Origin of the sequence: Tessaracoccus coleopterorum (assembly GCF_011174705.1) — a bacterium.
Classification (GTDB): Bacteria; Actinomycetota; Actinomycetes; order Propionibacteriales; family Propionibacteriaceae; genus Arachnia; species Arachnia coleopterorum.
Genome location: NZ_JAANIJ010000001.1, coordinates 1,870,491 through 1,892,797, shown reverse-complemented (window position 1 = coordinate 1,892,797; position 22,307 = coordinate 1,870,491). Strand labels below are relative to the sequence as shown.

At 69.9% G+C, this 22,307-nt stretch carries 21 protein-coding genes and 9 pseudogenes; 17 read left to right on the top strand and 13 right to left on the bottom strand.

Translation table 11 applies throughout. The features are described from left to right. Positions 1–25 precede the first annotated feature (25 nt). The 10 genes and pseudogenes from G7085_RS12170 to G7085_RS25835 all read left to right on the top strand — a co-directional run bounded on the left by G7085_RS12170 (position 26) and on the right by G7085_RS25835 (position 6,564). A complete protein-coding gene (locus G7085_RS12170) occupies positions 26–325 on the top strand; it encodes a hypothetical protein (RefSeq protein ID WP_197511153.1) in 300 nt (99 codons plus the stop codon). A gap of 221 nt (positions 326–546) precedes the next feature. Further along, the gene (locus G7085_RS12165) at positions 547–732 is read left to right on the top strand and encodes a hypothetical protein (RefSeq protein WP_197511152.1); all 186 of its coding nucleotides are present in this window, start codon (positions 547–549) and stop codon (positions 730–732) included. Further along, on the top strand, positions 732–1,094 hold the full coding sequence (locus G7085_RS12160) for a hypothetical protein (protein WP_197511151.1): 363 nt from the start codon (positions 732–734) through the stop codon (positions 1,092–1,094). The genes G7085_RS12165 and G7085_RS12160 overlap by 1 nt, the downstream gene beginning before the upstream one ends. Before the next feature lie 46 nt (positions 1,095–1,140). Next, positions 1,141–1,650: an MMPL family transporter gene (locus G7085_RS12155; RefSeq protein ID WP_197511150.1), complete on the top strand. Its 510-nt coding sequence runs from the start codon at positions 1,141–1,143 to the stop codon at positions 1,648–1,650. 367 nt (positions 1,651–2,017) lie between these two features. Beyond that, complete coding sequence (locus tag G7085_RS12150; protein WP_197512861.1) at positions 2,018–2,608, top strand: MMPL family transporter; 591 nt, start codon at positions 2,018–2,020, stop codon at positions 2,606–2,608. After that, positions 2,605–3,321: pseudogene (locus tag G7085_RS32630) on the top strand (histidine kinase dimerization/phosphoacceptor domain-containing protein); the annotation flags it as partial. The gene G7085_RS12150 and the pseudogene G7085_RS32630, both read left to right, overlap by 4 nt. Positions 3,322–3,526: 205 nt before the next feature. Then, positions 3,527–3,952, top strand: coding sequence for a sensor histidine kinase (locus tag G7085_RS32625; RefSeq protein ID WP_331715984.1), 426 nt, complete (start codon positions 3,527–3,529; stop codon positions 3,950–3,952). Further along, a pseudogene (locus G7085_RS34900) lies at positions 3,876–4,491 on the top strand (response regulator). The gene G7085_RS32625 and the pseudogene G7085_RS34900 overlap by 77 nt, the downstream one beginning before the upstream one ends. 664 nt (positions 4,492–5,155) lie before the next feature. Further along, complete coding sequence (locus tag G7085_RS12135; RefSeq protein WP_197511149.1) at positions 5,156–5,761, top strand: hypothetical protein; 606 nt, start codon at positions 5,156–5,158, stop codon at positions 5,759–5,761. Between the two features lie 620 nt (positions 5,762–6,381). Continuing rightward, a complete protein-coding gene (locus G7085_RS25835; protein WP_231979455.1) occupies positions 6,382–6,564 on the top strand; it encodes a hypothetical protein in 183 nt (60 codons plus the stop codon). A gap of 81 nt (positions 6,565–6,645) precedes the next feature. Here the strand turns inward: G7085_RS25835 and G7085_RS12125 are convergent, their stop codons facing one another. From G7085_RS12125 to hemE, 11 genes and pseudogenes are all read right to left on the bottom strand, one after another. Further along, positions 6,646–6,933, bottom strand: coding sequence for a hypothetical protein (locus tag G7085_RS12125; RefSeq protein WP_197511147.1), 288 nt, complete (start codon positions 6,931–6,933; stop codon positions 6,646–6,648). After that, on the bottom strand, positions 6,873–7,244 hold the full coding sequence (locus G7085_RS12120) for a hypothetical protein (RefSeq protein ID WP_231979454.1): 372 nt from the start codon (positions 7,242–7,244) through the stop codon (positions 6,873–6,875). The genes G7085_RS12125 and G7085_RS12120 overlap by 61 nt, the downstream gene beginning before the upstream one ends. 193 nt (positions 7,245–7,437) lie before the next feature. Continuing rightward, positions 7,438–7,947 (bottom strand): hypothetical protein, encoded by a 510-nt coding sequence (locus G7085_RS12115; protein WP_197511145.1) that lies wholly within the window; start codon positions 7,945–7,947, stop codon positions 7,438–7,440. Between the two features lie 206 nt (positions 7,948–8,153). After that, positions 8,154–9,058: pseudogene (locus G7085_RS25830) on the bottom strand (DUF4862 family protein). A gap of 395 nt (positions 9,059–9,453) precedes the next feature. Beyond that, positions 9,454–10,730 (bottom strand): annotated as a pseudogene (gene hemL, locus G7085_RS12100) (glutamate-1-semialdehyde 2,1-aminomutase). A 95-nt stretch (positions 10,731–10,825) separates the two neighbouring features. Further along, a complete protein-coding gene (locus G7085_RS12095; protein ID WP_331715983.1) occupies positions 10,826–11,197 on the bottom strand; it encodes a uroporphyrinogen-III synthase in 372 nt (123 codons plus the stop codon). 366 nt (positions 11,198–11,563) lie between these two features. Then, positions 11,564–12,442 (bottom strand): annotated as a pseudogene (hemC, locus tag G7085_RS25820) (hydroxymethylbilane synthase); the annotation flags it as partial. Continuing rightward, a complete protein-coding gene (locus tag G7085_RS12080) occupies positions 12,439–12,876 on the bottom strand; it encodes a hypothetical protein (protein ID WP_197511142.1) in 438 nt (145 codons plus the stop codon). The gene G7085_RS12080 and the pseudogene hemC, both read right to left, overlap by 4 nt. Next, positions 12,828–13,379 (bottom strand): FAD-dependent oxidoreductase, encoded by a 552-nt coding sequence (locus tag G7085_RS25815; protein ID WP_331715982.1) that lies wholly within the window; start codon positions 13,377–13,379, stop codon positions 12,828–12,830. Before G7085_RS25815 ends, G7085_RS12080 begins: the two co-directional genes overlap by 49 nt. Before the next feature lie 91 nt (positions 13,380–13,470). Beyond that, positions 13,471–13,680 (bottom strand): annotated as a pseudogene (locus tag G7085_RS34895) (NAD(P)-binding protein); the annotation flags it as partial. Beyond that, positions 13,677–14,682: pseudogene (gene hemE / locus G7085_RS12070) on the bottom strand (uroporphyrinogen decarboxylase). The pseudogenes hemE and G7085_RS34895, both read right to left, overlap by 4 nt. Positions 14,683–14,735: 53 nt before the next feature. Between hemE and G7085_RS12065 the strand changes: the two are divergent. From G7085_RS12065 to hemQ, 4 genes are all read left to right on the top strand, one after another. Continuing rightward, positions 14,736–15,569 carry a glutamyl-tRNA reductase gene (locus G7085_RS12065; protein ID WP_197511140.1) on the top strand — a complete coding sequence of 278 codons (834 nt, stop codon included), beginning with the start codon at positions 14,736–14,738 and terminating at the stop codon, positions 15,567–15,569. Further along, positions 15,539–15,985, top strand: coding sequence for a glutamyl-tRNA reductase (locus G7085_RS12060; protein WP_331715636.1), 447 nt, complete (start codon positions 15,539–15,541; stop codon positions 15,983–15,985). Before G7085_RS12065 ends, G7085_RS12060 begins: the two co-directional genes overlap by 31 nt. Before the next feature lie 233 nt (positions 15,986–16,218). Next, positions 16,219–17,262 (top strand): ferrochelatase, encoded by a 1,044-nt coding sequence (locus G7085_RS12055; RefSeq protein ID WP_331715635.1) that lies wholly within the window; start codon positions 16,219–16,221, stop codon positions 17,260–17,262. Further along, positions 17,144–17,767, top strand: coding sequence for a hydrogen peroxide-dependent heme synthase (hemQ, locus tag G7085_RS25810; RefSeq protein ID WP_331715981.1), 624 nt, complete (start codon positions 17,144–17,146; stop codon positions 17,765–17,767). The genes G7085_RS12055 and hemQ overlap by 119 nt, the downstream gene beginning before the upstream one ends. 767 nt (positions 17,768–18,534) lie before the next feature. Here hemQ and G7085_RS32620 read toward each other — a convergent pair. Further along, a pseudogene (locus G7085_RS32620) lies at positions 18,535–19,624 on the bottom strand (TIGR04053 family radical SAM/SPASM domain-containing protein). A 290-nt stretch (positions 19,625–19,914) separates the two neighbouring features. Here G7085_RS32620 and G7085_RS12045 point away from each other — a divergent pair. Next, entirely contained in the window at positions 19,915–20,250 is a 336-nt protein-coding gene (locus G7085_RS12045) for a hypothetical protein (RefSeq protein ID WP_197511138.1), read from the top strand. A 296-nt stretch (positions 20,251–20,546) separates the two neighbouring features. On the opposite strand, the gene G7085_RS12040 is transcribed toward G7085_RS12045, so the two are convergent. After that, positions 20,547–20,867, bottom strand: coding sequence for a hypothetical protein (locus G7085_RS12040; RefSeq protein ID WP_231979450.1), 321 nt, complete (start codon positions 20,865–20,867; stop codon positions 20,547–20,549). Between G7085_RS12040 and G7085_RS34890 the strand changes: the two are divergent. Together G7085_RS34890 and G7085_RS12035 are read left to right on the top strand one after the other, a co-directional pair. Next, positions 20,808–21,059, top strand: a pseudogene (locus G7085_RS34890) (hypothetical protein); the annotation flags it as partial. The gene G7085_RS12040 and the pseudogene G7085_RS34890 sit on opposite strands and share 60 nt — an antisense overlap. A gap of 275 nt (positions 21,060–21,334) precedes the next feature. Then, positions 21,335–22,291, top strand: coding sequence for a hypothetical protein (locus G7085_RS12035; RefSeq protein ID WP_197511136.1), 957 nt, complete (start codon positions 21,335–21,337; stop codon positions 22,289–22,291). Positions 22,292–22,307: the final 16 nt, after the last annotated feature.

Below are 22,307 nucleotides of genomic sequence, written 5' to 3'. Positions count from 1 at the left end.
TGGGGATGGGGGCATGGTCGTCCCCGTGGGGATCCTCCTACTCGGGATGGGCACGGCCAACATGCCGTTCGAGTTCCTTCCTGCGTTCTGGCAGGACTTCGTCTACCCATGGAACCCGCTCCGCTTCCTTGCCGAGGGCTCACGCGCGCTGCTGTTCCAGGGTGCCGGCTGGTGGAACGCAGCGACGCCCGCACTGCTGGTCACGGCCCTGGTCGGGGCCCTGCTGGTGCTCTCCTCGGTGTTCACGCCGCGACGTGGCAAGGCCGAAGCGGCTGACACGGGTGCCGTCACCGAAGCGGATCGGTTGCTTCCGGAGGCAGCCTGACGTTCCGTCAGGACCGGAATCCTCTGCTCGGTCCAGGACGGAGATGGCCTCTGGGCTGCTGAATCAGGCCACCTGATCTGGATCGCCGACATCGGGCGGACCGGCGGTTCGGTCGGCGTTCGTGACCTCGCCTCGTCTCCGGCGATCCATCCAAAAGGATGAGAGGCAGTTCAGCCCTGTACGCGATGCCCCGGCCCGTCCCCAGATGATGGGGTGATGACATGGCAGATACCCGGCTCCGCACACCCATCTCAGATCGGCTGACCTCGCGCAGGGGCGCCTGGATCTCCCTCAGCCTCGCGCTCCTCATCATGGTCGCCCTCTTCGGGGCGTTCGGCTCCGCGAAGGCCCCGTCCCAGAACGCGCAGGCCCCGCGGGATCGGAGTCGACCCAGGTCGGCGAACTGATGGCGAAGTTCCCGAATGCCGACCGGCAGTCGGTGCTCGTCGTAGCCTCCCGCGCGGACGGCGGCGCTCTCAGCGAGACCGACCTCGTCGAACTCGCCGGCCTTCTTCCCGTGCTGAACACGCACTCCGCGGCCGACTCGAACGGGCCGATGGTGAGCGAGGACGGGAAGGCCGCCCTCCTCGTCACGCCGATCACGGTCGGTGAGACCAACTCCGACACGGCCCAGATCATCAAGGAGGTGCGGGCCGACCTCGCCGAGCATTCACCGGACGGCATCTCCCTGCAAGTCACCGGCGGCCCGGCATTCGGGCGGACGTGGCCGCGTCCTTCGAGGGCGCCGACTTCACCCTCCTCCTCGTGACCATCCTGATCGTCGCGGTCCTGCTCATCGCCACGTACCGCTCCCCGTGCTCTGGCTGATCCCGCTGACCGTCGTCGGCCTCGCCGACGGGCTGGCAGGCCGGATGACGGCCGCCGCGGGGTCGCAGTGGAACCTCCAGTTCGACGCGGGCATCATCAGCGTCCTCGTCTTCGGCGCGGGCACCAACTACGCCCTGCTGCTCATCTCCCGCTACCGGGAGGAGCTGCTCACCACCGACGACCACCGCGCGGCGCTGAGCACCGCCTGGCGGATGACGGCCCCGGCCATCGTGGCCTCAAACGTCACCGTCGTCCTCGCGCTCCTGACGCTCGTGCTCGCCGTCATCCCCGGCACGCACGGCCTCGGTGTCTCTTCCGCGATCGGCCTGGCGATCGCGCTGGTCGCCGTCCTGTTCGTGCTTCCCCCGTTCCTGGCCGTGTGCGGCCGCAAGGTGTTCTGGCCTTTCGTTCCCCGCCCGGGTGAGGCCCGAAGCAGGCGAACGCCTGGCGCCGGGTCGCCACCGGGGTGGTCCGTCGCCCGGTCGTCAGCCTGGTAGCCGGCGCGGCACTGCTCGGCGTGATGTCGCTCGGCCTGTTCGGCACCTCGGTGGGCCTCGATCAGATCGAGAAGTTCCGCGTGCAGTCGGAGTCGGCCACCGGCCTCATGGTCCTGTCGGATCACTTCCCACCCGGTGAGGCGCAGCCCATCTACATCGTCGCCGACAGCACAGGAGCCGATGACGTGGTCGCCGCGGTGAGCGACGTCGAGGGCGTTGTCCGTGCCCACCCGATCGGAACCACCGACGACGGTTCGCTCACGAAGATCATGGTGACAAGCGAGTATGCACCGAGTTCAGAGGAAAGCCTGAACCAGATCACGCAACTGCGCGACGTCGCACACGCGGTGGAGGGGCGGACGCGCTCGTGGGCGGGGCGGTCGCCACCGACCTCGACGCCCGCGCGGGCAACGAGCGCGACCTGCTGCTGGTCGCACCGCTGGTGCTGGCGGTCGCCTTCGTCGTCCTGCTCCTCCTGCTGCGCTCCGTCATCGCGCCCGTGCTGCTGCTCCTGGTCAACCTCGCCAGCGCCGTCGCAGCCATCGGGGCGGGTGCTTGGCTGAGCCGCGTTCTGTTCGACCAGCAGGCCCTGGATCTGCAGGTGCCGCTGCTCGCGTTCCTGTTCCTCGTCGCCCTCGGCATCGACTACACGATCTTCCTCGTGCACCGGGCCAGGGCCGAGGCTGCCGTGCTCGGCACCAAGGACGGCATGGTCGAGGCCGTCTCCCACACGGGAAGCGTCATCACCAGCGCGGGGATCGTGCTGGCCGCGGTGTTCGCCGCGCTCGGCGTTCTGCCGCTCGTCACGCTCGGCCAACTTGGCCTGATCGTCGGCGTCGGCGTGATCGTGGATACGCTCGTGGTGCGCACCGTCATCGTGCCCGCCATCTTCGCGCTGGTCGGCGACCGCATCTGGTGGCCGGGAAGCCGAAGGCGGGCAGGAAGGGTTGGCCCATGAACCTCGTCAACGCCCCGCTGTCGCGGCCTGACCAGTCGGGGTCGTCCCCGGCCGACCCCACCGTGCGGGCGATGGAGATCGGGCAGCATCTCATCGCGGCCGTCCTCACCGCGATCGGCGTGATCCGTGCCATCGGCGCGGACACGCCGGCCGCGGCCGCGGTCGTGGCGGGTCTGGCGATCCTCGCCTGGCACACCGCGGGCGCACTCCTCCCGTCACGCGCCCGGTCGTCACGGACGGTGACCTGGTGGCTGATCGGGTTCGCGGTGATCTGGGTGGCCGCCGTGGCGGTGTCGTCCGAGTTCGTCTGGGTCGCGTTCCTGCTCTGGCTTCTCGCCGGTCACCTACTCCCGCCGAGGTGGGGGCTGCTGTTCTCGGCCATCGTCCTGGCGGTGGTGATCGTCGCGCCGATCCTGCAGCACGGCTCCACCAGCTACGCCAACGTGTTCGGCCCCACCATCGGCGGAGTGTTCGCGTTCGGCATCTCCCGCGGCTACCTCCAACTCCTCCGCGACGCGGAGGAACGCGAACGCCTCGTCACATCGCTGAGGTTGGCGCAGCAGGAGATGTCGGGTCTGCAGGATGAGCTCGCGTTGACGCAGAGGCACTCCGGAGTGGTGGCCGAGCGCACCCGCATCTCCCGCGACATCCACGACACCATCGCCCAGGCGCTCTCATCGATCCGGCTGCTCGCCCACGCCGGCGCGGGCCGAAGCCAGGACCCGAGGCCGCGCGGACCCTCAGCCAGGTCGAGGTGCTCGCCGGTGACAGCCTCGCCGACGTCCGCAGGATCGTCGCGGCGCTGGCCCCTCCGAACTGGAGGACCACGCGCTCACGGCGGCGCTCCGGCGCGTCCTCGAGAAGGCCAGCCAGGAGACCGGTCTGCAGGTCGAACTGCATGTCGACGACACCCTCCCGATGCTTCCCACCGCGGTGGAGGTCGCCCTGCTCCGCACGGCGCAGTCGGCGATCGCGAACGTCCGTCTCCACGCCGACGCCTCACGGGCCGTGATGAGCCTGATCGACGACGGGCAGACCGTCCGTCTCGACCTCATCGACGACGGCCGGGGCTTCGACGTCCGCGCCTGGGAGGCCGGGACCGAGCCGACGATGGGCGCTTCCGGCTACGGGTTACGGTTCATGCGGGCACGGCTGCGCGAACTCGGCGGCGGGATCGACGTCGAGAGCGCCCCGGCGAGGGCACCGCGATCTCCGCACACCTGCCCATCGCCCCCGGCCCAGGCCGGGCCACGACGCAGGAGACGCCATGACCACCACCGTGTTGCTCGTCGACGACCATCCCGTGGTGCGCAGCGGGTTGCGCGCAGTCCTGGCATCGGATGAGGTGCAGATCGTCGGGGAGGCGGCCACCGGTGAGGAGGCCATCACCCTTGCCGGGCACCTGCATCCCGATGTGGTGCTCTGCGACCTGCGACTCGGCGCCGGGATCGACGGCATCCAGACCACCGCCGCGCTGCGCGCACTCACCCCGCACCCGCCGTCCTGATCCTGACGACGTTCGACCGGGATGCCGAGATCCTGGGCGCGATCGAGGCGGGAGCGGCCGGCTTCGTCCTCAAGGACGTGGCGCCCGAGGTGATCGTGGAGGCCATCGGCCGCGCCGCGGCCGGCGACATGTTCCTGTCCCCGACATCGCCACCCGGGTGTTGCAGGGGATGCGCAGCCCGCTGCCGCGCCTCACCGCACGGGAGGTCGACGTCCTGCGCCTGATGGCGACCGGCGCCGGGAACAGGGAGATCGCCCGCAGCCTGTTCGTCACCGAGGCGACGGTGAAGAGCCACGTCTCACACATCTTCACCAAGCTCGACGTCGACAGCCGTTCCCGCGCCATCCATGTCGCGCAGGAGACCGGCCTGATCTAGGCGCCCGACTGAGAAGGCCGCCTCGGGCCAGGAAGGCCGGAGGGCAGCCTGCTTCCCGGCGACGACCGACATGGGTGCATCAGGGAGTGCGCCCGCCGCTTCGCCCCGTTGCGGAGAGGTCCCCACCTCACTCGAGCAGCCCTCAGCGGAGTCGCTAGGATGATCGTCGCTTCGGGCCAGGTGCCCCGGAGCGGGGCGTGACCATGTGCGTCGAGCCCTTCAGAGTCGGTTTGAGTCAGAGAGCAGGCCTTGGAGCACGATCCGTACGACCCCTACGAGCTGGCACAGCCAGGGGCAACCGATCCAGCGTGGGATCCGTATGCCGACGAATCGGCGTCCCTGACAGCCCAAGACGAACCAACGGCAGGGCGGCGGGGAGCAGGTTCCGCGCGATCCTGGGAAGTCGGACGGTGGCGGTCACGCTCGCGATGGGGCTCGCGTTCGCTGGCGGCGTCCTCGCTACGTGGTGGCTCATGCAGGACGGCCAGCCGGCCGCCCTACCGGGCCCGACCAGACCAGCGTCACAGCGACGCCACCGTCGCCCACCACCGGTGCATCGCCGACGGCCGAACCGAGCGCCTCTCCGGCAGGAGACGAGAGTGCGGCCAACGGTCCGGCTGCCGGGGCGACACCCACACAAGGGCGGCCGGAAGCGGAGTACCTGGTGTCAGCGGCGACCGACCTGGCCAAGGCCAAGGGGCTCACCTGCACTGATGAGCGGCACCGTGAGATCTCGTCGATCTGGTGTGTCGACGACTCGGCACAGATCCGGATGTACATCGGAGGCGACAGTGAAGGTCGGCTCACGCACCTGTCCTTCACCACCGTCGGGAACACCGACGGCGAGTTGCTCGATGATCTGTGGCGGGCAGGAGGGCCATTGACCATGTCCGGGGACGACTTCGACGACTCACGCATCGCACGGGAGTTCAAAGGTAGTGGCGAGGACGCTGAGTTGCAGATGGGCGGGCGCCTCGTCCGCGTGAGCCCCTGGACCTCTGTCATCATCACCACCCCGGTTGGGCCGCCGGGCTGGAGCAACCCGCGTTCTACCCGTTCAGCGAACAGAACTACGAGGCTCTGCTCGGCTTCGGGTTTGACTGCTCAGCCGGAGACGACTCCTTCAACTGCATGGGCCCTGGGGCCGACGGTGGTTGGTTCACGGCAGGTGGGTCGAACGAGGGCATGGCGTGGGCATGGGGCGGTGCCGATGAGTTTGGGCCTCCCGCCAACACGGACCTCGAACTGCAGAGCCTGGCCTGGGCCCTGACCGGTCGCGACGAGGCTCTGTACGATCCGATCTTCTCGCTTGAGGTGGGCCAGACGGCCCTCGTGAACGGGTTGTGGATGAGTCACATCTCGTACGTTGCCGGTGACTCCGCGGTGCAGGAGCTCAATGTGGAGGTGGGTGCTGGGCGTCGGCCCGCACCGACTGCTGAGGCGCCGGCCGCAGCGGTCACCATCGCGTTCGCCCCTATCCGCGCCGGCATTCCTCACCGATGCCAACCGCACGGCATCCAAGGACCCCGGCAGGCCGCTGATTCCAGCTCCCACTAGGCTATCGACACCGGATGGTCTGCCCCTCTTCACGATCGGCCCCATCGCCAGCCACCTTCACAGGCGGGTCACCATGGAATCTGGTCCACCCTGGCTGCGAGCGAGGAAGCTCGTCGTCATCTCCACCATCGTCGCCGTGCTCGCCCTCGTGGCGATCGTGGCTGCCGCCTGGTGGCTGCCCAAGGCGCAGTTCGCGTGCGACGGAACCCCGTGGGACCGTCCACCGCCCGGGAGGCGGTCGATGGTTTCGCTGCGAGCATCGTTGAGCAGGACGGCGCTCTCGCCTGTTCGGTCGCCACGAGCAGGTATGACGAGACGACCGCCACGACCCTCGTGAAGACCTCCGCCGCCTCCCTCGGTGATCCGCGCAACACCGACGAGATCACCATCAGCCTGGGAGAGCAGATGGGTGCCATCACGCCCGCCACCCTGCAAACCGCGCAGGGCGAGCTGCGCCTGGATGTCCAGTCCTACGGAAACCAGTGGCGCGTCCAGTTCGTGGAGAGCATTGGATGACGACGCACCCTGGCCGCCCGGAGATCCAGTTACCCGGGCCCCAGGCCTCCCACGGGTCGGGAGGGAGTGCGGCCGGTGACCTCACATGTGGCTCGTCCGGCTCCCAGAGCCCCAACGGTTCATCAGGAGTTCCCGCTCCTCCGCCACCCGGCCGCGGCCGAACCACCAGAACCAGCCACCGAACACGATCAGCCCCACGCCTGTCCGCAACAGCAACCACCAGACGCCGACGTCAATCTGCAGGGCGGAGCTCTCGAACAGCAGCCCGGTGATTCCGATCTCAAACAGGAACAGCCCGACGACGTGGCTCAGGGCGAAGAACCGGATGAGGGGGCCTCCTCCAGGAGAACCCAGTTGAGCACCGGCCACGGCGGCATGTTCGTCTCCTCACCCGCGGCGTCAGTCAGCAACTGCCGCCGCAGCCGGTACCTCAGCACCGCGCCGACGACGAAGGCCACCAGCATGGGAACCAGCGTCAGTACCGCGATCCAGCCGGCTGCTCCGGCCAGGAAGCCGACCAGGCTCTGCCCGAGGTCGCTCAGATCCCGCGGCTCGCAGCCTCGGCAGGGCTGCGTGATGAACGTGGCGATCGCGGTCGGGAGGAACGACAGTGCCGCGATGGTGGCGAGCACACCGGCCACCCGCTCCGTCTTCGCCGACATGGCAACCAGACGCGCCACCGCCGGGGAACAGTCCCCCTGCTTGGAGCGCGGCTGGAACTGGCCCGCCTTCGCATCCCCCAGAAGGCCTTCGCCTTCGACTCCGGGACCCGCTTCAGCACGCGTCGCACTCCGAGCGGAACCAGCACGAACAGGACCCCGACCAGCAGCGCAACGAGTGAGAACTCCACTTCGTCGTCCTGCACGATCATGATCACCGACGTGAGGGCGACGATCGGCCCAACACGTACCCGAACAGGCTCAGGATGAACGAGCCCGGGTAGAGGACAAGCAGCGAGGTGCCATCGGCGTCCGGGCCGTACGACGCGCGCTGCCAGTCGACGGGCGCCTGCCTGCGGTTACCGACATCTTCGGTGAAGCGCCCCAGATGCCAGCGCAGGCAGGCCCAGTACACGTCGTGGACCACGGCGAAGATGATCGCGAACCCGAAGAGCCCGATCAGGCCGGCGACGCCGAGAAACAGACGACTGAACTCGTCGATCGCATCGACGAGTTGCCACGGGAGGGATAAGACGTCCGTCTCGGTGAGCGCGAGCCCGACGATGACAGTCAGGACGAGCACGGCGGCATTCGTGGCGATCGACACCAGAAGGATGCTGCGGAACCAGCGGATCAGCTGCACCCACAGTGGCATCGGGTAGGTGTGGCCGCGGTCGATGGCGGGGAGTCTCTGCGTGTCCTCGGGGTCTTGCTTGCTGGTCACATTCCTCCAGGCTCTGGGCAGGGGCAGGGCCCCAGTGTGCTCCATGCAGGGTTCAGCGGCCGGATGTACAGCCACGGCGGCCCCGCACCGCCGCGGGGTGCGGGGCCAGGCGCGGGTTGTCGCCTGGGCCGGAGCCGGGTGCGCCGCCGCGAGGAGTTGACGGTTCGGCCTGGGCACTCCTGGGATCAGCAGCCGCAGACCGACTCTCACCTCCACTTGGCCCCGACGCCGTGGCGAGGAACGGTCAGTGCGAGCGTTCCTCCACGAGCGCCAGCATCTCCAGCAGTGCTGCACCGCGGGCCTCGGCGTCCAGGCTCGCCGGCACCGAGATCTTGAACCCCGCCACACATCGCCTGCGGCCTCGCTGCAGCCGGCGATGATCTCCGGGTCAGCAGGGAACCCTCGGGGCTGATGCTGAGCCCCGTCGGCGCGAGGTGGGAGTCGACCCAGCCGCGACCGACGTTGTTGTCGACCGGCGACACCGAGGAGAACATCAGGCCCCGCAGCAGGCCTCGGGCCGCAGCCTGGCGCACGTGGGCCAGGCCGGTGGCGGCGTCGCGGGTCTCGATGACGGAGCGGGCCCAGTTAATCGCGACCCCGACACCGGCCGCCTCGGCAGCCTTCAACTCCTCGGCCAGGGTGAGGAACCCCTTCTCCACAGGGTGCTCGTCCGACCAGGCATCGGAGTGCTCGACGACGACCTGGGTGCTCCCCAGTCCCAGCCGGCGATCTCGGTCAGAGACTCGGTGAAGTGGGCGAGCGACGCGGTCCGGGTCGGCGCGCTGTGCAGCTCGACGGCGATGACATCGAGGCCTGAGCCGGTGACGGCGGCATGCACCCGGCGGAGGTAGTCGAGTGCTTCTGCCCGGCCTGCGGGATCGGGCGTGGCCAGGCCGAAGGTCGGGTCGGCCCCGACCCGCTGCATGGTCTCGGGGATCAGCGTGACGACATAGCGCCACGTCGCCGGCGCGCCCGGAGGCACATCGACAACCCCGCCGCGGAAGGGCACCTCGAGGCCCTCGACCAAAGGTGACGCGGCAAGCGCGTCGACCACCGGCCGGGCATCCTCCAGCCCTCCGAGGACGGCGTAAGCGCCCACGATCTGCCCCATGACAACTCCAATCCGCTCCAGTGCGGGATCTCGTATCCGGGGCTCATTCTTCCAGCCATGAAACCGCGGCACGCCACCGGTCCCGGCTTCTTGCCGGGCCGGGCGCGCGGGTGCTGGCCCGCACCTTCCAGCTCCAGGCGGACCGGAGGGCAGACCATCAACCGGGCCCAGCGGAAGGGGACGCCCGCGGCGCCGGCCGAAGTCACCGGGTCGGCTGACGCGGAGTGACACGTGCTCGCTGACCCTGGGCGCGTTCATCCTGCGCGTGGCGGTGATGAGTGACCCGACGGTCCAGGCTCACTCCTTGGCCTTTGATAACCGGTGTCCTTATCCACGGCTAAGGAGTGAGCCTTGGATAAGGAGGTACCGGGCCTGGCATTCTGCTGGCGCGAAGCCTAGGCCGAGGCGGCGGCCCGGGCAGCGGCGGGGAGCGCGTCCACCACGCGTTGGAGCGCGGCATCATCGTGGGCCGCCGAGAGGAACCACGCCTCGAATGCCGACGGCGGCAGCGCGACCCCCTGCTCGAGCATCGAGTGGAAGAACCGCCCGAACGCCGCGGTGTCCTGGGCCTTCGCGTCCTCGTAGTTGCGGACCGCGCCCTCGCGGAAGAACACGGAGAACAGGCTTCCTGCCTGCTGGATCACGTGCGGCACCGAGGCTAGGGTCAGCGCCTCGGCGACGGCGCCCTGGAGCTGCAGCGACGCCGCGTCCACCTTCGCGTACACCTCCGCGTCAGCCAGCCTTAAGGTGGCGATGCCCGCCGCGGTTGCGAGCGGGTTCCCCGAGAGGGTGCCCGCCTGGTAGACGGGCCGACGGGAGCGAGCAGCGCCATGATCTCGGCGGGCCCGGCGAGCGCGGCGAGCGGCATCCCGCCGCCCACCACCTTGCCGTAGGTGACGAGGTCGGGCCGGTAGCCACCCTCGAGGCCCCACCATCCGGCGGGCCGACCCGGAAACCGGTGAGCACCTCGTCGAGGATCATCATGGCTCCGTGCCCGTGTGTGAGGCGCCGGATCTCCCGGTTGAATCCCTCGGAGGGCGGGACGACGCCCATGTTCGCCGGGGCCGCCTCGGTGATCACGGCCGCGATCCGGTCACCGACCTCGGCGAACACCGCCCGAGGGCATCCAGATCGTTGTATCCGACAACGATCGTGTCGCCGGCAGCGGCGGCCGTGACGCCGGCCGATCCCGGCAGCCCCTGCGTCGCGAGTCCGGAGCCCGCGGCGGCGAGCAGGGCATCGGAGTGACCGTGGTAGCAGCCGGCGAACTTCACGATCTTGTCGCGCCCCGTTGCGCCGCGGGCGAGCCGGATCGCCGTCATGGTGGCCTCGGTGCCCGTCGAGACGAACCGCACCTGCTCCGCGAGAGGCACCCTGGCCCGGATCAGCTCGGCCAGTTCCACCTCGGCGAGGGTGGGGGCTCCGAACGACAACCCGCGCGCGGCCGCGCGCTGCACGGCGTCGACCACCTCCGGATGGGCGTGGCCGAGCAGCGCCGGGCCCCAGGAACACACCAGGTCGACGTACTCGTTTCCTGCCACGTCCACGACGTGCGGGCCCGGGCCTCCGCGATGAAGACCGGCGCGCCGCCCACAGAGCCGAAGGCCCGCACGGGTGATGACACGCCGCCCGGGATCACTGCCTTTGCGCGGTCGAAGAGGGTCTCAGCCATCAGGCCAGCTCCATTCCAGAGGGGTTTCGATCGGTTGTCTGCGCCGTCCACCCTATGCGGGGAGCGACTCGTCATCGGTGCGGGTGCGACCCGCCTCACCTGGTGGCCTCGCCGAGTGCCCGGGCCAGGCCATCCGCGTCCTGCGTGACGGCGACGGCGGTGGGCGGGACTCCCGCCTCCTCCAGCCAGGTCCTCGACGGTGGTCCGAACGCCACGACGGGCGTGCCCTGCCGCCAGCCGAAGAGCGTCGCGAACGCCGCACCGACGGATCCTGAGGTGATGACCACGGCGTCGAAGTGCCCGGCCCGCCAATCCTCGAGAACCCGCCCAGGCACGGCATCTAGCCTTGTCATCGTATAGATGGGCAGCACGTCGACGGCGTAGCCGAGGGCACGGAGACCGTCGGCGAGCACAGGTGAGCTGAGCGCCGAGCCGGGATCACCACCCGCCCGGTTCCGCTGTCGAATGCCGCGACAAGCGCCGCCGCCGTCGATTCACCCTCAGGCTGCAGGTCGACGGCGTATCCCGCCTTCCGGAGCGCGTCCGCCGAGGCCGGGCCGACCGCCGCGACCCGGGTCCGGGGCCGATCGTGAGGCCCAGCTCAGCGAGGGCCGCCACCGTGGTCGGGACGTGACGGCCACCCAGTCGGCGCCCGCGAGGGTGCCTGCGGCGGGCAGGGTCACGGGCCGCTGCACGGGGCAGCAGGTGACCTCGGCGCCTGCCGCGCGCAGGCCGTCGGCGAGCTGACCCTCCGCGCGGGGCAGCAGCACACGGACGCCCGCGAGCGGCACCTCGCCGCGCCACAGGGAGCTGTCATCGTGCAGCGAGGCCAGCCGCGAAGGGCGGGAGGCCGTGAGATCGGCCAGCTCACCGGCGCCGTCGGCGAGCAGCGCTGCGAGGCAGGCCTCGACGGCGCCCGTCGCGAGCGGAACCTCGACCATGGCCGCTCCCGCCCCGTCCAAGGCGAACACGCCGGCCCGCAGGGTCGCGCCGTCCGAGTAGGCCGCGATCGGGGCCGCGCACCCACCTCCGAGCCCGGCGAGCACCCCCGCTCCGCCTCGACGGCGACCCTCACGGCCTGCTCATCCAGCGGGGCGAGGGCGGCCAGCACGTCGACGTCGTCAGCGCGGCACTCCAAGGCGAGGGCCCCTGCCCGGGCGCGGAGATGATGGGCAGGAGGTCGTCGATCTCATCGGTGAGGTCGAGTCGGCGCAGGCCCGCCGCGGCCAACACCACGGCATCGAGGTCACCGTCGGACACCCTGGCCAGCCGGGTGCCGACGTTGCCGCGCACGTCCACGTAGGTGAGGTCGGGCGGAGCCCGCGCAGTTGCGCCACGCGACGGGGCGAGCCGGTTCCGACCGTGGCACCGGGCGGGAGATCCGCCAGGCGCCGTCCACCCGCGCACAGGGCGTCGCGGGCGTCCTCACGGGGAGGCATGGCCGCGATGGTCAGCCCCTCGACAGCGCCCGTCGGCAGGTCCTTCAGGGAGTGGACTGCGAGATCGCAGCGACCGTCGAGGATCGCCTGCCGCAGCTCCGCCGCGAAAACCCCCATCGTTCCGAGCTGCGTCAGCGAACCGCGCGTGACGTCGCCGGTGGTCTTGATCCGCACAAGCTCCACCTCGTGGCCGAGCCCGCGCAGCAGGTTGGCCACGTGTTCCGACTGCGTCACGGCGAGCGCCGAGCCGCGGGTACCGAGCCGGAGCCTCATCGGATGCGCTCCCCGGCCTCGATCACCGGGCTGATGCCGTTGCCGTCCAGCCAGGCTCCCAGCACGTCCACTCCGGCGGTCGCGGCAGCGGCGAGCAGCTCGTCGCGGGCAGCCGGGTCGAGCTTGCCGGGCATCTCGTGGCGCACGATCGCCGTGTCGGTGACGGTGCCTGCCAGGTCCAGCCCGGTGAGGCGGGAGGCGTCGGCCACCAGCTGCGCGTCCGACGGGGCCTGCGGGTAGGAGAGCCGCAGCACCTCCGCGCCCCGCACCCAGGGCCACTTCGTGGAGTAGTGGGTCAGCGCGGAAGCGGTCACCGCCGGATCGCGGTCGCCCATCAGCAGGCCGGAACCGACAGGCGCCTCCGCGAGCCCGGGGTGGGCGCTCGTCAGTAGCGCCACATATGCGGGGCGGCCGGGCGCCTCGGGAACGAGCACCCGAGCCCGGCAAGCAGCCTCGCGGCCACCGCGGCGGGCGCACAGACGGCCACCCGGTCCGCGCGGACCTCACCCGTGGGGGTCTCGACGACGAAACCGTCGCCGTCGCGCCGCAGGCCGACGGCGGGGGTGGCGGTGCGCACCTGCACGCCGTCGGAGAGCGCCTCCACAAGGCGGAACATCCCTCCGACCGGCTGTTCGACGGCGCTCGATCCCGGCGCCCGGAGCGCGGCCACCGCCGCCAGGAGTGAGCCGTGCTCCGCCATCGCCTGCTTGAGGCGCGGGGCGAAGACGGCGAGCTGCAGCGCGTCCGGCGGGGTCCGGTAGACCCCGGTGGCCAGCGGCGCGACGAGCCTGGCGACGGCGCCCTCCCCATCCGCGCGGCCACCAGCTCGCCGACGGTGAGCGCGTCCGCCCCGATCTCCGGCCCCAGTTCGAGGTCGCGGGCGAGGCGCTCGCGTTCGTCGGCGGTGAGCGCGACGAGGGCGGGGTCGTCGAGGGATCCGGGATGCCGAGCACGCCGTCGGCCAGCGGCACGATCGAGTCGCTCCACCACACGTGCGGCCGACCCGCCGGGCCGGCCACCTCCAGCCCGAGTCGCCCGGCGAGGGCCCGGGCGGCCGGGCTGCGAGTGGCGTAGGCCTCCGCGCCGCCGTCGACCCTCACACCACCGAGGGTGACGCTGCGGATCATCCCGCCGATCGATGCGGAGGACTCGAGCACGACGGGGTCGAGGCCCGCGGCGCGGTACCGGCGGGCGGCGATCAGGCCGGCGAGGCCTCCGCCGATGACGACGGCGGTCACAGCTCGTGGATGAGCGCGACCAGATCGGTCAGCACGCTCGGATCGGTGGTGGGCGGCACCCCGTGGCCCAGGTTCACGACGTGTGCCGGGGCCGCCTTCCCGCGCTCGACGACGTCTCGGGCGTGCGCCTCCAGCGGCGCCCAGCCTGCGGCCAGGAGCGCCGGGTCGATGTTGCCCTGCAGCGGTAAGCCCGGCAGCAGCGCTGCAGCTTCGTCCAGGGGGTGCGGTAGTCCACGCCCATCGCCTCGACCCCGCAGGCCGCCATGTCGGTCAGGAGATGCCCGGTGCCGACTCCGAAGTGGATGCGGGGCACCCGTCCCTCGGCCGCGGCCAGCGCCGCCGCCGAGTGGGGAGCGACCCGCTCCACGTAGTCGGCCCGGCTGAGCGATCCCGCCCAGGAGTCGAAGAGCTGGACCGCCCGGGCGCCGGCATCGATCTGGACGGTGAGGAACTGGGCGGAGAGCCGAGCCGCCCAGGCCAGCAGCCTGCGCCACGCATCCGGGTCGGCGTGCATCATGGCGCGCGCGGCGAGATGGTCGCGCGAGCCGCGCCCCTCCACGAGGTAGGCGGCCAGCGTGAAGGGAGCCCCTGCGAAACCGATGAGGGGCGTGGCGGTGCCGAGCTCCGCGGTGACGAGTCGCACGGCCTCGGTGATCATCGACACGTCGCCGAGCTCGTGGCCCACGAGCCTGTCGACATCGGCGGCGGTGCGCACCGGGTGCTCGACGACGGGGCCCACCCCGGCGACGATGTCGACGCCCACCCGGCCAACACCAGCGGAGTCATGATGTCGGAGAAGAAGATCGCGGCGTCCACCTTGTGACGGCGCACGGGCTGCAGGGTGATCTCGGCGGCCATCTCGGGCCGCAGGCACGCCTCCAGGATCGACGTTTCGCCGCGGGCGGTCTTGTACTCGGGCAGCGAACGGCCCGCCTGGCGCATGAACCACACGGGAAGCCGGTGCTCTCGCCCGCCCTCCAGGGCCGAAATCAGGATGCTCATGGCACCGATTCTGCCCCATCGCCCGATAGTGGTTGAATGGCCCTCTAATGGCGATGCATGTCTACTCCATCAAGCACGACCGGCAGGGGCTGACCGAGGTCGAGCGCGCGAGTGCGCGGGCTGACGGGCTGGCGGAGCGGGTGCTGTCGGAGCCCAGCGTCCGGGGCGCCGTCGTCATGAGCACCTGCAACCGGGTGGAGGTGCTCGCCGACGTCGACGGCCCGCCCTTGCGGCCGCTGCTTGCCGAGCACTTCGGGGCCGACCTCGGCTGGGACCTGAGCATCGGCGAGCCAGCACTGAGGCACGTCTTCGAGGTGGCCGCGGGGCTCGATTCCATGGTGGTGGGTGAGCGGGAGATCGCCGGTCAGCTGCGTCGGGCCCTGACCGACGCACAGCGGGCCGGGCATTCGTCCCTGCCGCTCAGCGTCGCCCTGGAGGAGGCCCTCAAGACCTCGCGACAGATCGCCAACCAGACCACCCTCGACGCAGCGGGTCGCTCCATCGTCACCGAGGGCCTCGCCCTGCTCGGCCCGGTTGCCTGGGCCGACGCGCGGATCCTGCTCGTCGGCACCGGCTCCTACGCCGGTGCCGTTGTGGCGCAGCTGCGCCGCAACGGCGCCCGGCACCTGACGGTGCACTCCGCGTCGGGACGGGGCGAGTCGTTCGCAGCCAGCCACGGTGTCATGGTGGCCGATGACCTGACGAAGGCACTGCTCTCGGCAGACGTGGTGGTCACCTGCCGCGGGCGTGGCGCCGTCGTCCTCGCCGAGCACGTGACCCAGGAACGCGGTTGCTCGACCTCTCACTTGTGCGCGATGTCGACCACGGCGTGCGCTCCGTCGACGGGGTCACCCTGGTGGATCTGGCCGTCATCCAGGGCTCGATAGCACCGTCTCTGGGCTACGACGACACCGCGGCCAGGCAGTTGATCGAGGCAGGGATGGGCAGGACGTTGGCCAAACTGCGCGGACGGGTGATCGATCCGGCCATCGCCCAGCTGCGTTCCACGGTGCTCGCCTTGGTGGACGACGAGGTCGCCCGGCTCCCCAACCGCGAGCTGACCACGGAAGATGCCGCCCAGGCGCTGCGGAGGCTGGCCACCCGAATGCTGCACGTGCCGTCGTCCCGGGCGCGGGAGGCCGCAGAGAGCGGGCGCGCCGACCAGTATCTGGTGGCCATGCAGGAGCTCTACGGCATCGAGTACGGCCCCCACCCGGACGAGCTCGAGGCCGGGCGGTGCCCGGTGACCGGCTTCTCCGTCAGTGACCTCACCCCCACCCCATCCGACATGGAGGTTTCATGAGCCTGGCCCCTACACCGCCGTGCTGTTCGCCTCCTACGGCGGGCCGAACCAGCCCGACGATGTGCTTCCGTTCATGCGCAATGCCACCCGGGGGAGGGGATCCCGGACGAGCGGCTGCTCGAGGTGTCCGAGCACTACATGGGCTTCGGCGGGAAGTCGCCGATCAACGAACTCAACGACGATCTGATGGAGGCCCTCCGCGGCGAGCTGTCCCGGCGGGGCTGACCCCACCGGTGCTCATCGGCAACCGCAACTGGGAGCCCTACATCGGCGACGTGGTGGCGGGGTTGGCCGTCGACGGTCACGAGCGGGTGGTGGCGCTGGCCACCTCCGCGTACCAGTCCTACTCAAGCTGCCGCCAGTACTGCGAGGACATCGAGGGTGCCGCGGCGGGGCAGCCGGTGCGCGTCGACAAGATCGACCCCTTCTGGGCCGAGCCGGCCTTCGCGGAGGCGAACGCGCGCCGTCTCGTCGAGGGTGTGCGTGCCCTCCGCGGGCGGATCGGCGGGGCCCAGATGCGGGTGCTGTTCGTGACGCATTCGATCCCGCTCACCATGAACGAGTTGTCGGCGACGGGTGAGCCGGCCGACCGCTACGACGCGCAGCACATGCGGGTGGCCGGGGCCGTCGCCGCGCTCGCGGAGGCCGAGCTCGGCGAGGCGTTGGACTGGGAGCTGACCTACTGTTCACGCTCCGGGGCACCCCACGTCCCGTGGCTGGAACCCGACGTCAACGACGCCCTCACCGCGGTGGCCGGTTCCGTGACCGGTGTGGTGGTCGCTCCGATCGGGTTCATCTCCGATCACATGGAGGTGGCATACGACCTCGACACCGAGGCGGCCCAGACCGCGGCGGGGCTCGGCCTGGAGTACGAGCGTGCAGGCACCGTCGGCATCGACGGTGGATTCGTGTCGATGCTCGCCGACCTCCTGCTCGAGCAGGCCGCCGTGGCACGGGGCGAGCGCCGGCCGCGGTCCGTCTGCCAGTTCGCCGGCGGCAACTGCTGCCTCCCCGATCCGCCGCCACCAGCCACCCACATGGAGGAACCAAGCCGTGACGCACCCCAGCCGCGACGACCGCGACCAGACCGGAGTCGACGTCCAGGCCCTCAACGAGGCGTCGCTGTACGCGATGTACTCGGTGTTCTCCACCGCCGCCCTGCTTCCCGCGGAGGAGGATGCACCGGCGGAGTCGCTGGCCGAGGAGGTGTTGTCCGCCGTCGAGGCTACCGGGGTGACGCTCCGCGGCGCCTACGACGTCGGCGGGTTCCGGGCTGACGCCGACCTGATGGTGTGGACCCTCTCCGACGACCCGGCCAAGCTGCAGGCCGCCTACCACGCGATCCGGCGCAGCACGCTGGGCCTGGCGCTGGAGCCCGTGTGGTCGGTTGTCGCCGTGCACCGCCCGTCCGAGTTCAACCGTTCGCACGTGCCCAGCTGCTTCGCGGGCTTCGCGCCGCGGCCCTGGCTGACGGTGTACCCGTTCGTGCGCAGCTACGACTGGTACTACCTCGACCCGGCCAAGCGCGCCGAGATGCTGCGCGAGCACGGCATCGCCGGGCGCGAGTACCCGGACGTGGTTGCCTCCACCCTGTCGTCGTTCGGCTTGGGCGACTACGAGTGGATCCTGGCATTCGAGGCCGACGAGCTGCACCGCATCACCGACGCGATGCGTCACGCCCGCGGGGTCGAGGCCCGCCTGCATGTGCGGGAGGAGACGCCGTTCTTCACCGGCCCGCTGGTCGGGCTGGCCGAGTGGGTGGAGCGCCAGCCTCGCGACTGAGCTTGCCCCGACCACGGCAGTCGGTTGAGCCGGCCCAGCGCGAAGCGCCGGGCCGAGGCAAACCACCCCCAACACGGTTGCAGAGAGCCGAGTAGAGCCCACCCACCTGTAGTCAAGCACCAGCCCATCGACGGGAGTGGTTTCGACACGGGCGGCGCCTCGTACCTCGCCGCCGGCCCGGCTCAACCGACTGCTACTGGCCGACCCCGACGACCACCCTGCTCGGTGCAGGATCCGGACGACGGCAAGGAAGCCCGACCACAACAGGACACCCGGGCACAGCAAGGAACCCTGCCCCAGCAAGGAAACCCGGCCCAGCAGTCGGTTGAGCCGGCCCCGCGCGGAGCGCCGGGCCGTGCCGAAACCAACCACCCCCGACACGGTGCAGAGACCCCACCACAGCAAGAGACCCGATCCCAGCAGCAGGCCGGGCACAGCAAGAAGCCCGACCCCAGCAGTCGGTTGAGCCGGCCCCGCGCGAAGCGCCGGGCCGTGCCGAAACCAACCACCCCGACACGGTGCGGGATCCCGAGCCGAGCAGCGCCCACGTGTCTGTGGTCGAGTACCAGCCCATCGACGGGAGTGGTTTCGACACGGGCGACGACTCGTACCTCGCCGCCGGCCCGGCTCAACCGACTGCCACTGGCCGACCCCAACGAATGGCCCGACACGGTGCAGAAACCCGAGCAGAGTCGAGTTCCAGCCGATCGTCGGGAGTCGTTTCGCAACAGTGACGGCGCCCGGGAGTGACTCTCCGCCCGGCGCGACTACCCCGTCCCGACCGGCTGGTGCAGGCACGTCGGGTCCGACGCCAACGGGTCCCCGAGCATGGCGTGAGCCCTTGCCCTCGAGCCGCCGCAGATCCAGTTGAACTCGCACACGCCGCACTTGCCGGAGTAACCCGACGGGTCGCGCAGCGCCTGCATCATCGGCGCGTCGGCGTAGATCTCGCGGAAGGGCCGTTCCTTCACCGACCCGCACAGGTGGGGCAGGAACCCGGAGGGGTACACCCGCCGATGTGGTCGATGAACGCGAACCCGCGGCCCGAGTTCACGCCGATCGGGGGCCTCGGAGGGCGTCGGTCGGTGACCTCGCCGAGCAGAGCGTCGGTCTCTGCCATCAGCCACCGGTGGAGGGGGCCGCGCTCCGGCATCGGCAGCCCGCGGCGCGGGCGTCGTCGCGCTGGATGGCGACACGCCGGTAGTTGGGTGCCTCCGTCACCTTGATGGCGATGCGGTCGGAGACGTCGTGCAGCCAGTGCAGCACGTCCTCCATCTCCTCGCCGTCGAGGGGTTCGAGGTTGGAGCCGCGGCCCATCGGCACCAGGAACAGCAGGTACCACATGTGGGCCCGCATGGCGATGGTGTTGGCGAGCAGCTGCGGGAGTTCGCGCAGGTTGTTGCGGCAGATCGTGGTGTTGACCTGGAACCGGAAACCGTGCTTGACAACGAGTTCCGCCGCGTCCATCGTCGCGTCGTAGGTGCCGTCGATACCGCGGAACGAGTCGTGGGTCTCGGCGGTTGCACCGTCGAGGGAGAGGGAGAAGGCCTTGACGCCGGCCGCCCGCACCGCCGCCAACCGCTCGTCGGTGAGCAGCGGGGTGACCGACGGCGACAGTGCGATGGGCAGCCCGATGCCGGTGCCGTACTCGATGAGCTCCTCGAGGTCGGGTCGCTCGAAGGCGTCGCCGCCCGACAGGATGACGATGGGCTTCGGCGTGCCGTAGGCGGCGAAGTCGTCGAGGAGCCGCTTGCCCTCCTCCGTGGTGAGCTGGCGGGGGTCGGCCTTCGTGAAGGCGTCCGCACGGCAGTGTCTGCAGGCCAACTGGCAGGCGCGGGTGACCTCCCAGACGAGCACGTGGGGTCGCTCCCCGCGTCGTGGCGCAGGGTGCGCACGACCCCTTCCGCGCGGCGTGCGGGTGGTGCGGGTGCTGGTCCGTCATGGATCAGGACACTACAAGCGGACCCGCTGGGGTCAGGCCCAGGGGTCTGGTTAGGACCCTGGGGTGCCACAGCGACGCCCTCGAGCGCCCTTCCTCGGCCACAGTCCCCTACTCATCAGGCCGGGACGCAATACTCGTCTTGCTTCCGCCTTCACGTCGAGCCCACCGCACGGCCCAGGCGACGTGTGGAACATGGACTGTGACTGTGAGCTACATCTATGCGGACAAGATCGGTGCGGGCCCGGAGCACCCCGCTAAGCAGTGGGGGCTGTTCACCCGGGAACTCACGCCGGATCAGGCCGCCGAGCTATACGCCCTCAATGCCGCCCAGCGGAACGACTGGTTCGGGGTCGTCCGTCTCGAGGACGGTCAGCAGCGCCCCACGGCGTACCTGAAGGTCTGTCCTCAAGGCAACGGCATCGAGCTGCACCGGCTGAGCGGGTACGGCAGCATCACGGCCGCGTACGCCTGGGGAGCGTACTACGAGCCCCGGAACGACGCTCCGTTCGAGGGCACGGCCGACCGACCTCAGCGCAGCTGAGCATGGTCCCGGCGCGTGCCGCCGCCGCTCCAAAGTCGCGCTCGCACGCACCCGCTGGCATGCTCGCAGACAACCGCACGATGGGCCACGGCGACTGTGGTTCCGGGACAGACCGGTGCCATCCACCGCCACATCCAAATTGGTAAGTCTCCTGGAGTATCGGCCAGACCCAAGACATCGGAAGGACAACTAGCTTGATTGGTCCATCGGCCGTAGAGATCCGTCCTTACCATCCTCCGACCCAGCTCGTTCCGGGTTACGCCCAAGCGAAGCAGCGCATCTACTTGTCCGCCACCCTAGGCTCGATGGACGACCTGCAACGGCGAATCGGTGGTAACCGCGTCACTCGGCTCAAACCAGCCAATGTGCTGCCAACTGGAGCCACTGGCGAGCGTCAGTTCATCCTGAACCCGACCGGCAAGCCGGCGCTCGACGACGAGGTCTTCGGATGGGCTCTGGAACAGGTCGCAGCCGCAGATGGACGCGCGGCTTGGTTGTGCGCGAGCAACGCGGAGGCCGACCTGCTTGAAGAGAAGCTCAAGCAGGTCGGCGAGCGAGTGTTCCGCCTCCGCGCCGGCGACGACGAACAAGTCGAGGCGTGGATCGTTGCTGGCCAAGGCCAGCTAGTCACTGCTGGCCGGTACGACGGGCTCGACTTCCCTGGCGAGGTGTGCAAATTGGTGATCATAACCACGGTGCCACAAGCCAGCAGTGAGTTCGAACGGTTCGTCGTTGCTTACTTGGGCGACGCAACTTTTATGCGCCACCGCGTTGGCCAGCGAGTAACTCAGGCCCTTGGCCGCGCCAACCGCACGCCCACTGACCGCTCGCTTTACCTCGGTTTGGACCCGACCTTCGCGCAAATGCTGGCCGATCCGGCTGTGCGGAAGTCCATCCCGGCCGACACCGCCCCATTGTTCGGGAGGCCTTGGAACTCTACGATCAAGGTTGGGGCACTACGCGAAGGACATGCGAGGAATTCTGGGGTCAAGGAGAACCGCCGGAGAAGGACAAACCATCCACAGCCACAACTTCGCTCTCCGGCCGGAACCGTCCAGGTCGTGCAACCGCCGGCAGCGGGGAGGTGGCCAGCGCCTCGGCCGAGGTTGGAGCGGCAACGAGCCTATGGCTTGGTGACCACGGCGCGGCTGCACGAGATGCGAAGGAGGCTAGCGATCTCCTCGCCGCCGCAGGTGAAACCGAACACGGTGCCTTTTGGCGTTACGTCGAGGCACACGCTCACTTCGACCGGGGCCGCACTGAGGACCACGCCTGGGCTCGGACAGCGTTGGAAGAGGCCATCCAGAGCGGCCCGCAGACGGCTTGGTTCCGCCGTCTTGCGCGGACCAGCGCGACACTCGCGGGTGAGCGCGTATCAGGGGACGACAATGACCGTCTCTTCCAAGTCTGGGATGAATGGCGCAGGGCGGCAGGCTCCCGTCTCGACCGCAATCTCACCCATGGGCGAGACCTGCTGAAGGGCGGCCACAATGATCAATGCGAGGGATTGGAGTACTTGGCTCGGCTGTCAGGCGCCGACGCAGAGCGTCCGCCGAAGTCCGAGCAGAGCGCAAGCGACTGTCGCTGGAGCTGGTCAACTCCTAAGCGCTCCGAGCGCCGAATTTGGGAAGTCAAGACCGCTGTCAAGGACAACCACGAGCGGAGGTTCACTCGCGACGCGGTTAACCAGCTGCTTGGCCAGATCGAGGTCGCGAAGAAGAAATCGTCGAATGCCTCGGTTAGCGGTTGCTTGCTTGATCCCGCGACGGAGGCCCATGTCGACGCGATCGAAGCCGCCCGCGACCGAATTCGGATGATCAATCACAAAGCCGCCGTCCGGCTCTACGACCTACTCGCTGATCGTCTGCGCACCTATGCGGCCATGTGCGGAGATGATAGCGCTGAGAGACGAGGAGAAGCCCGCGCCTACGTTGAGGGGGTGGTACCGGCCGCTGGCTGGCTCGCGAAAGTCCTCGCGCCGTCTCCTCAAGGGAAGGTTCTTCTCGAGGACGAGGTGGCCTCGTTGTTTCCGGTGAGATGACAGCTCATGCCCCGTG

Bases quoted from the DNA above. Each gene is read 5' to 3' on its own strand.
- G7085_RS12065 (WP_197511140.1), top strand. From the start codon at position 14,736: ATGCATGTCTACTCCATCAAGCACGACCGGCAGGGGCTGACCGAGGTC.
- G7085_RS12160 (WP_197511151.1), top strand. From the start codon at position 732: ATGGCGAAGTTCCCGAATGCCGACCGGCAGTCGGTGCTCGTCGTAGCC.
- G7085_RS12165 (WP_197511152.1), top strand. From the start codon at position 547: ATGGCAGATACCCGGCTCCGCACACCCATCTCAGATCGGCTGACCTCG.
- G7085_RS32625 (WP_331715984.1), top strand. From the start codon at position 3,527: ATGCTTCCCACCGCGGTGGAGGTCGCCCTGCTCCGCACGGCGCAGTCG.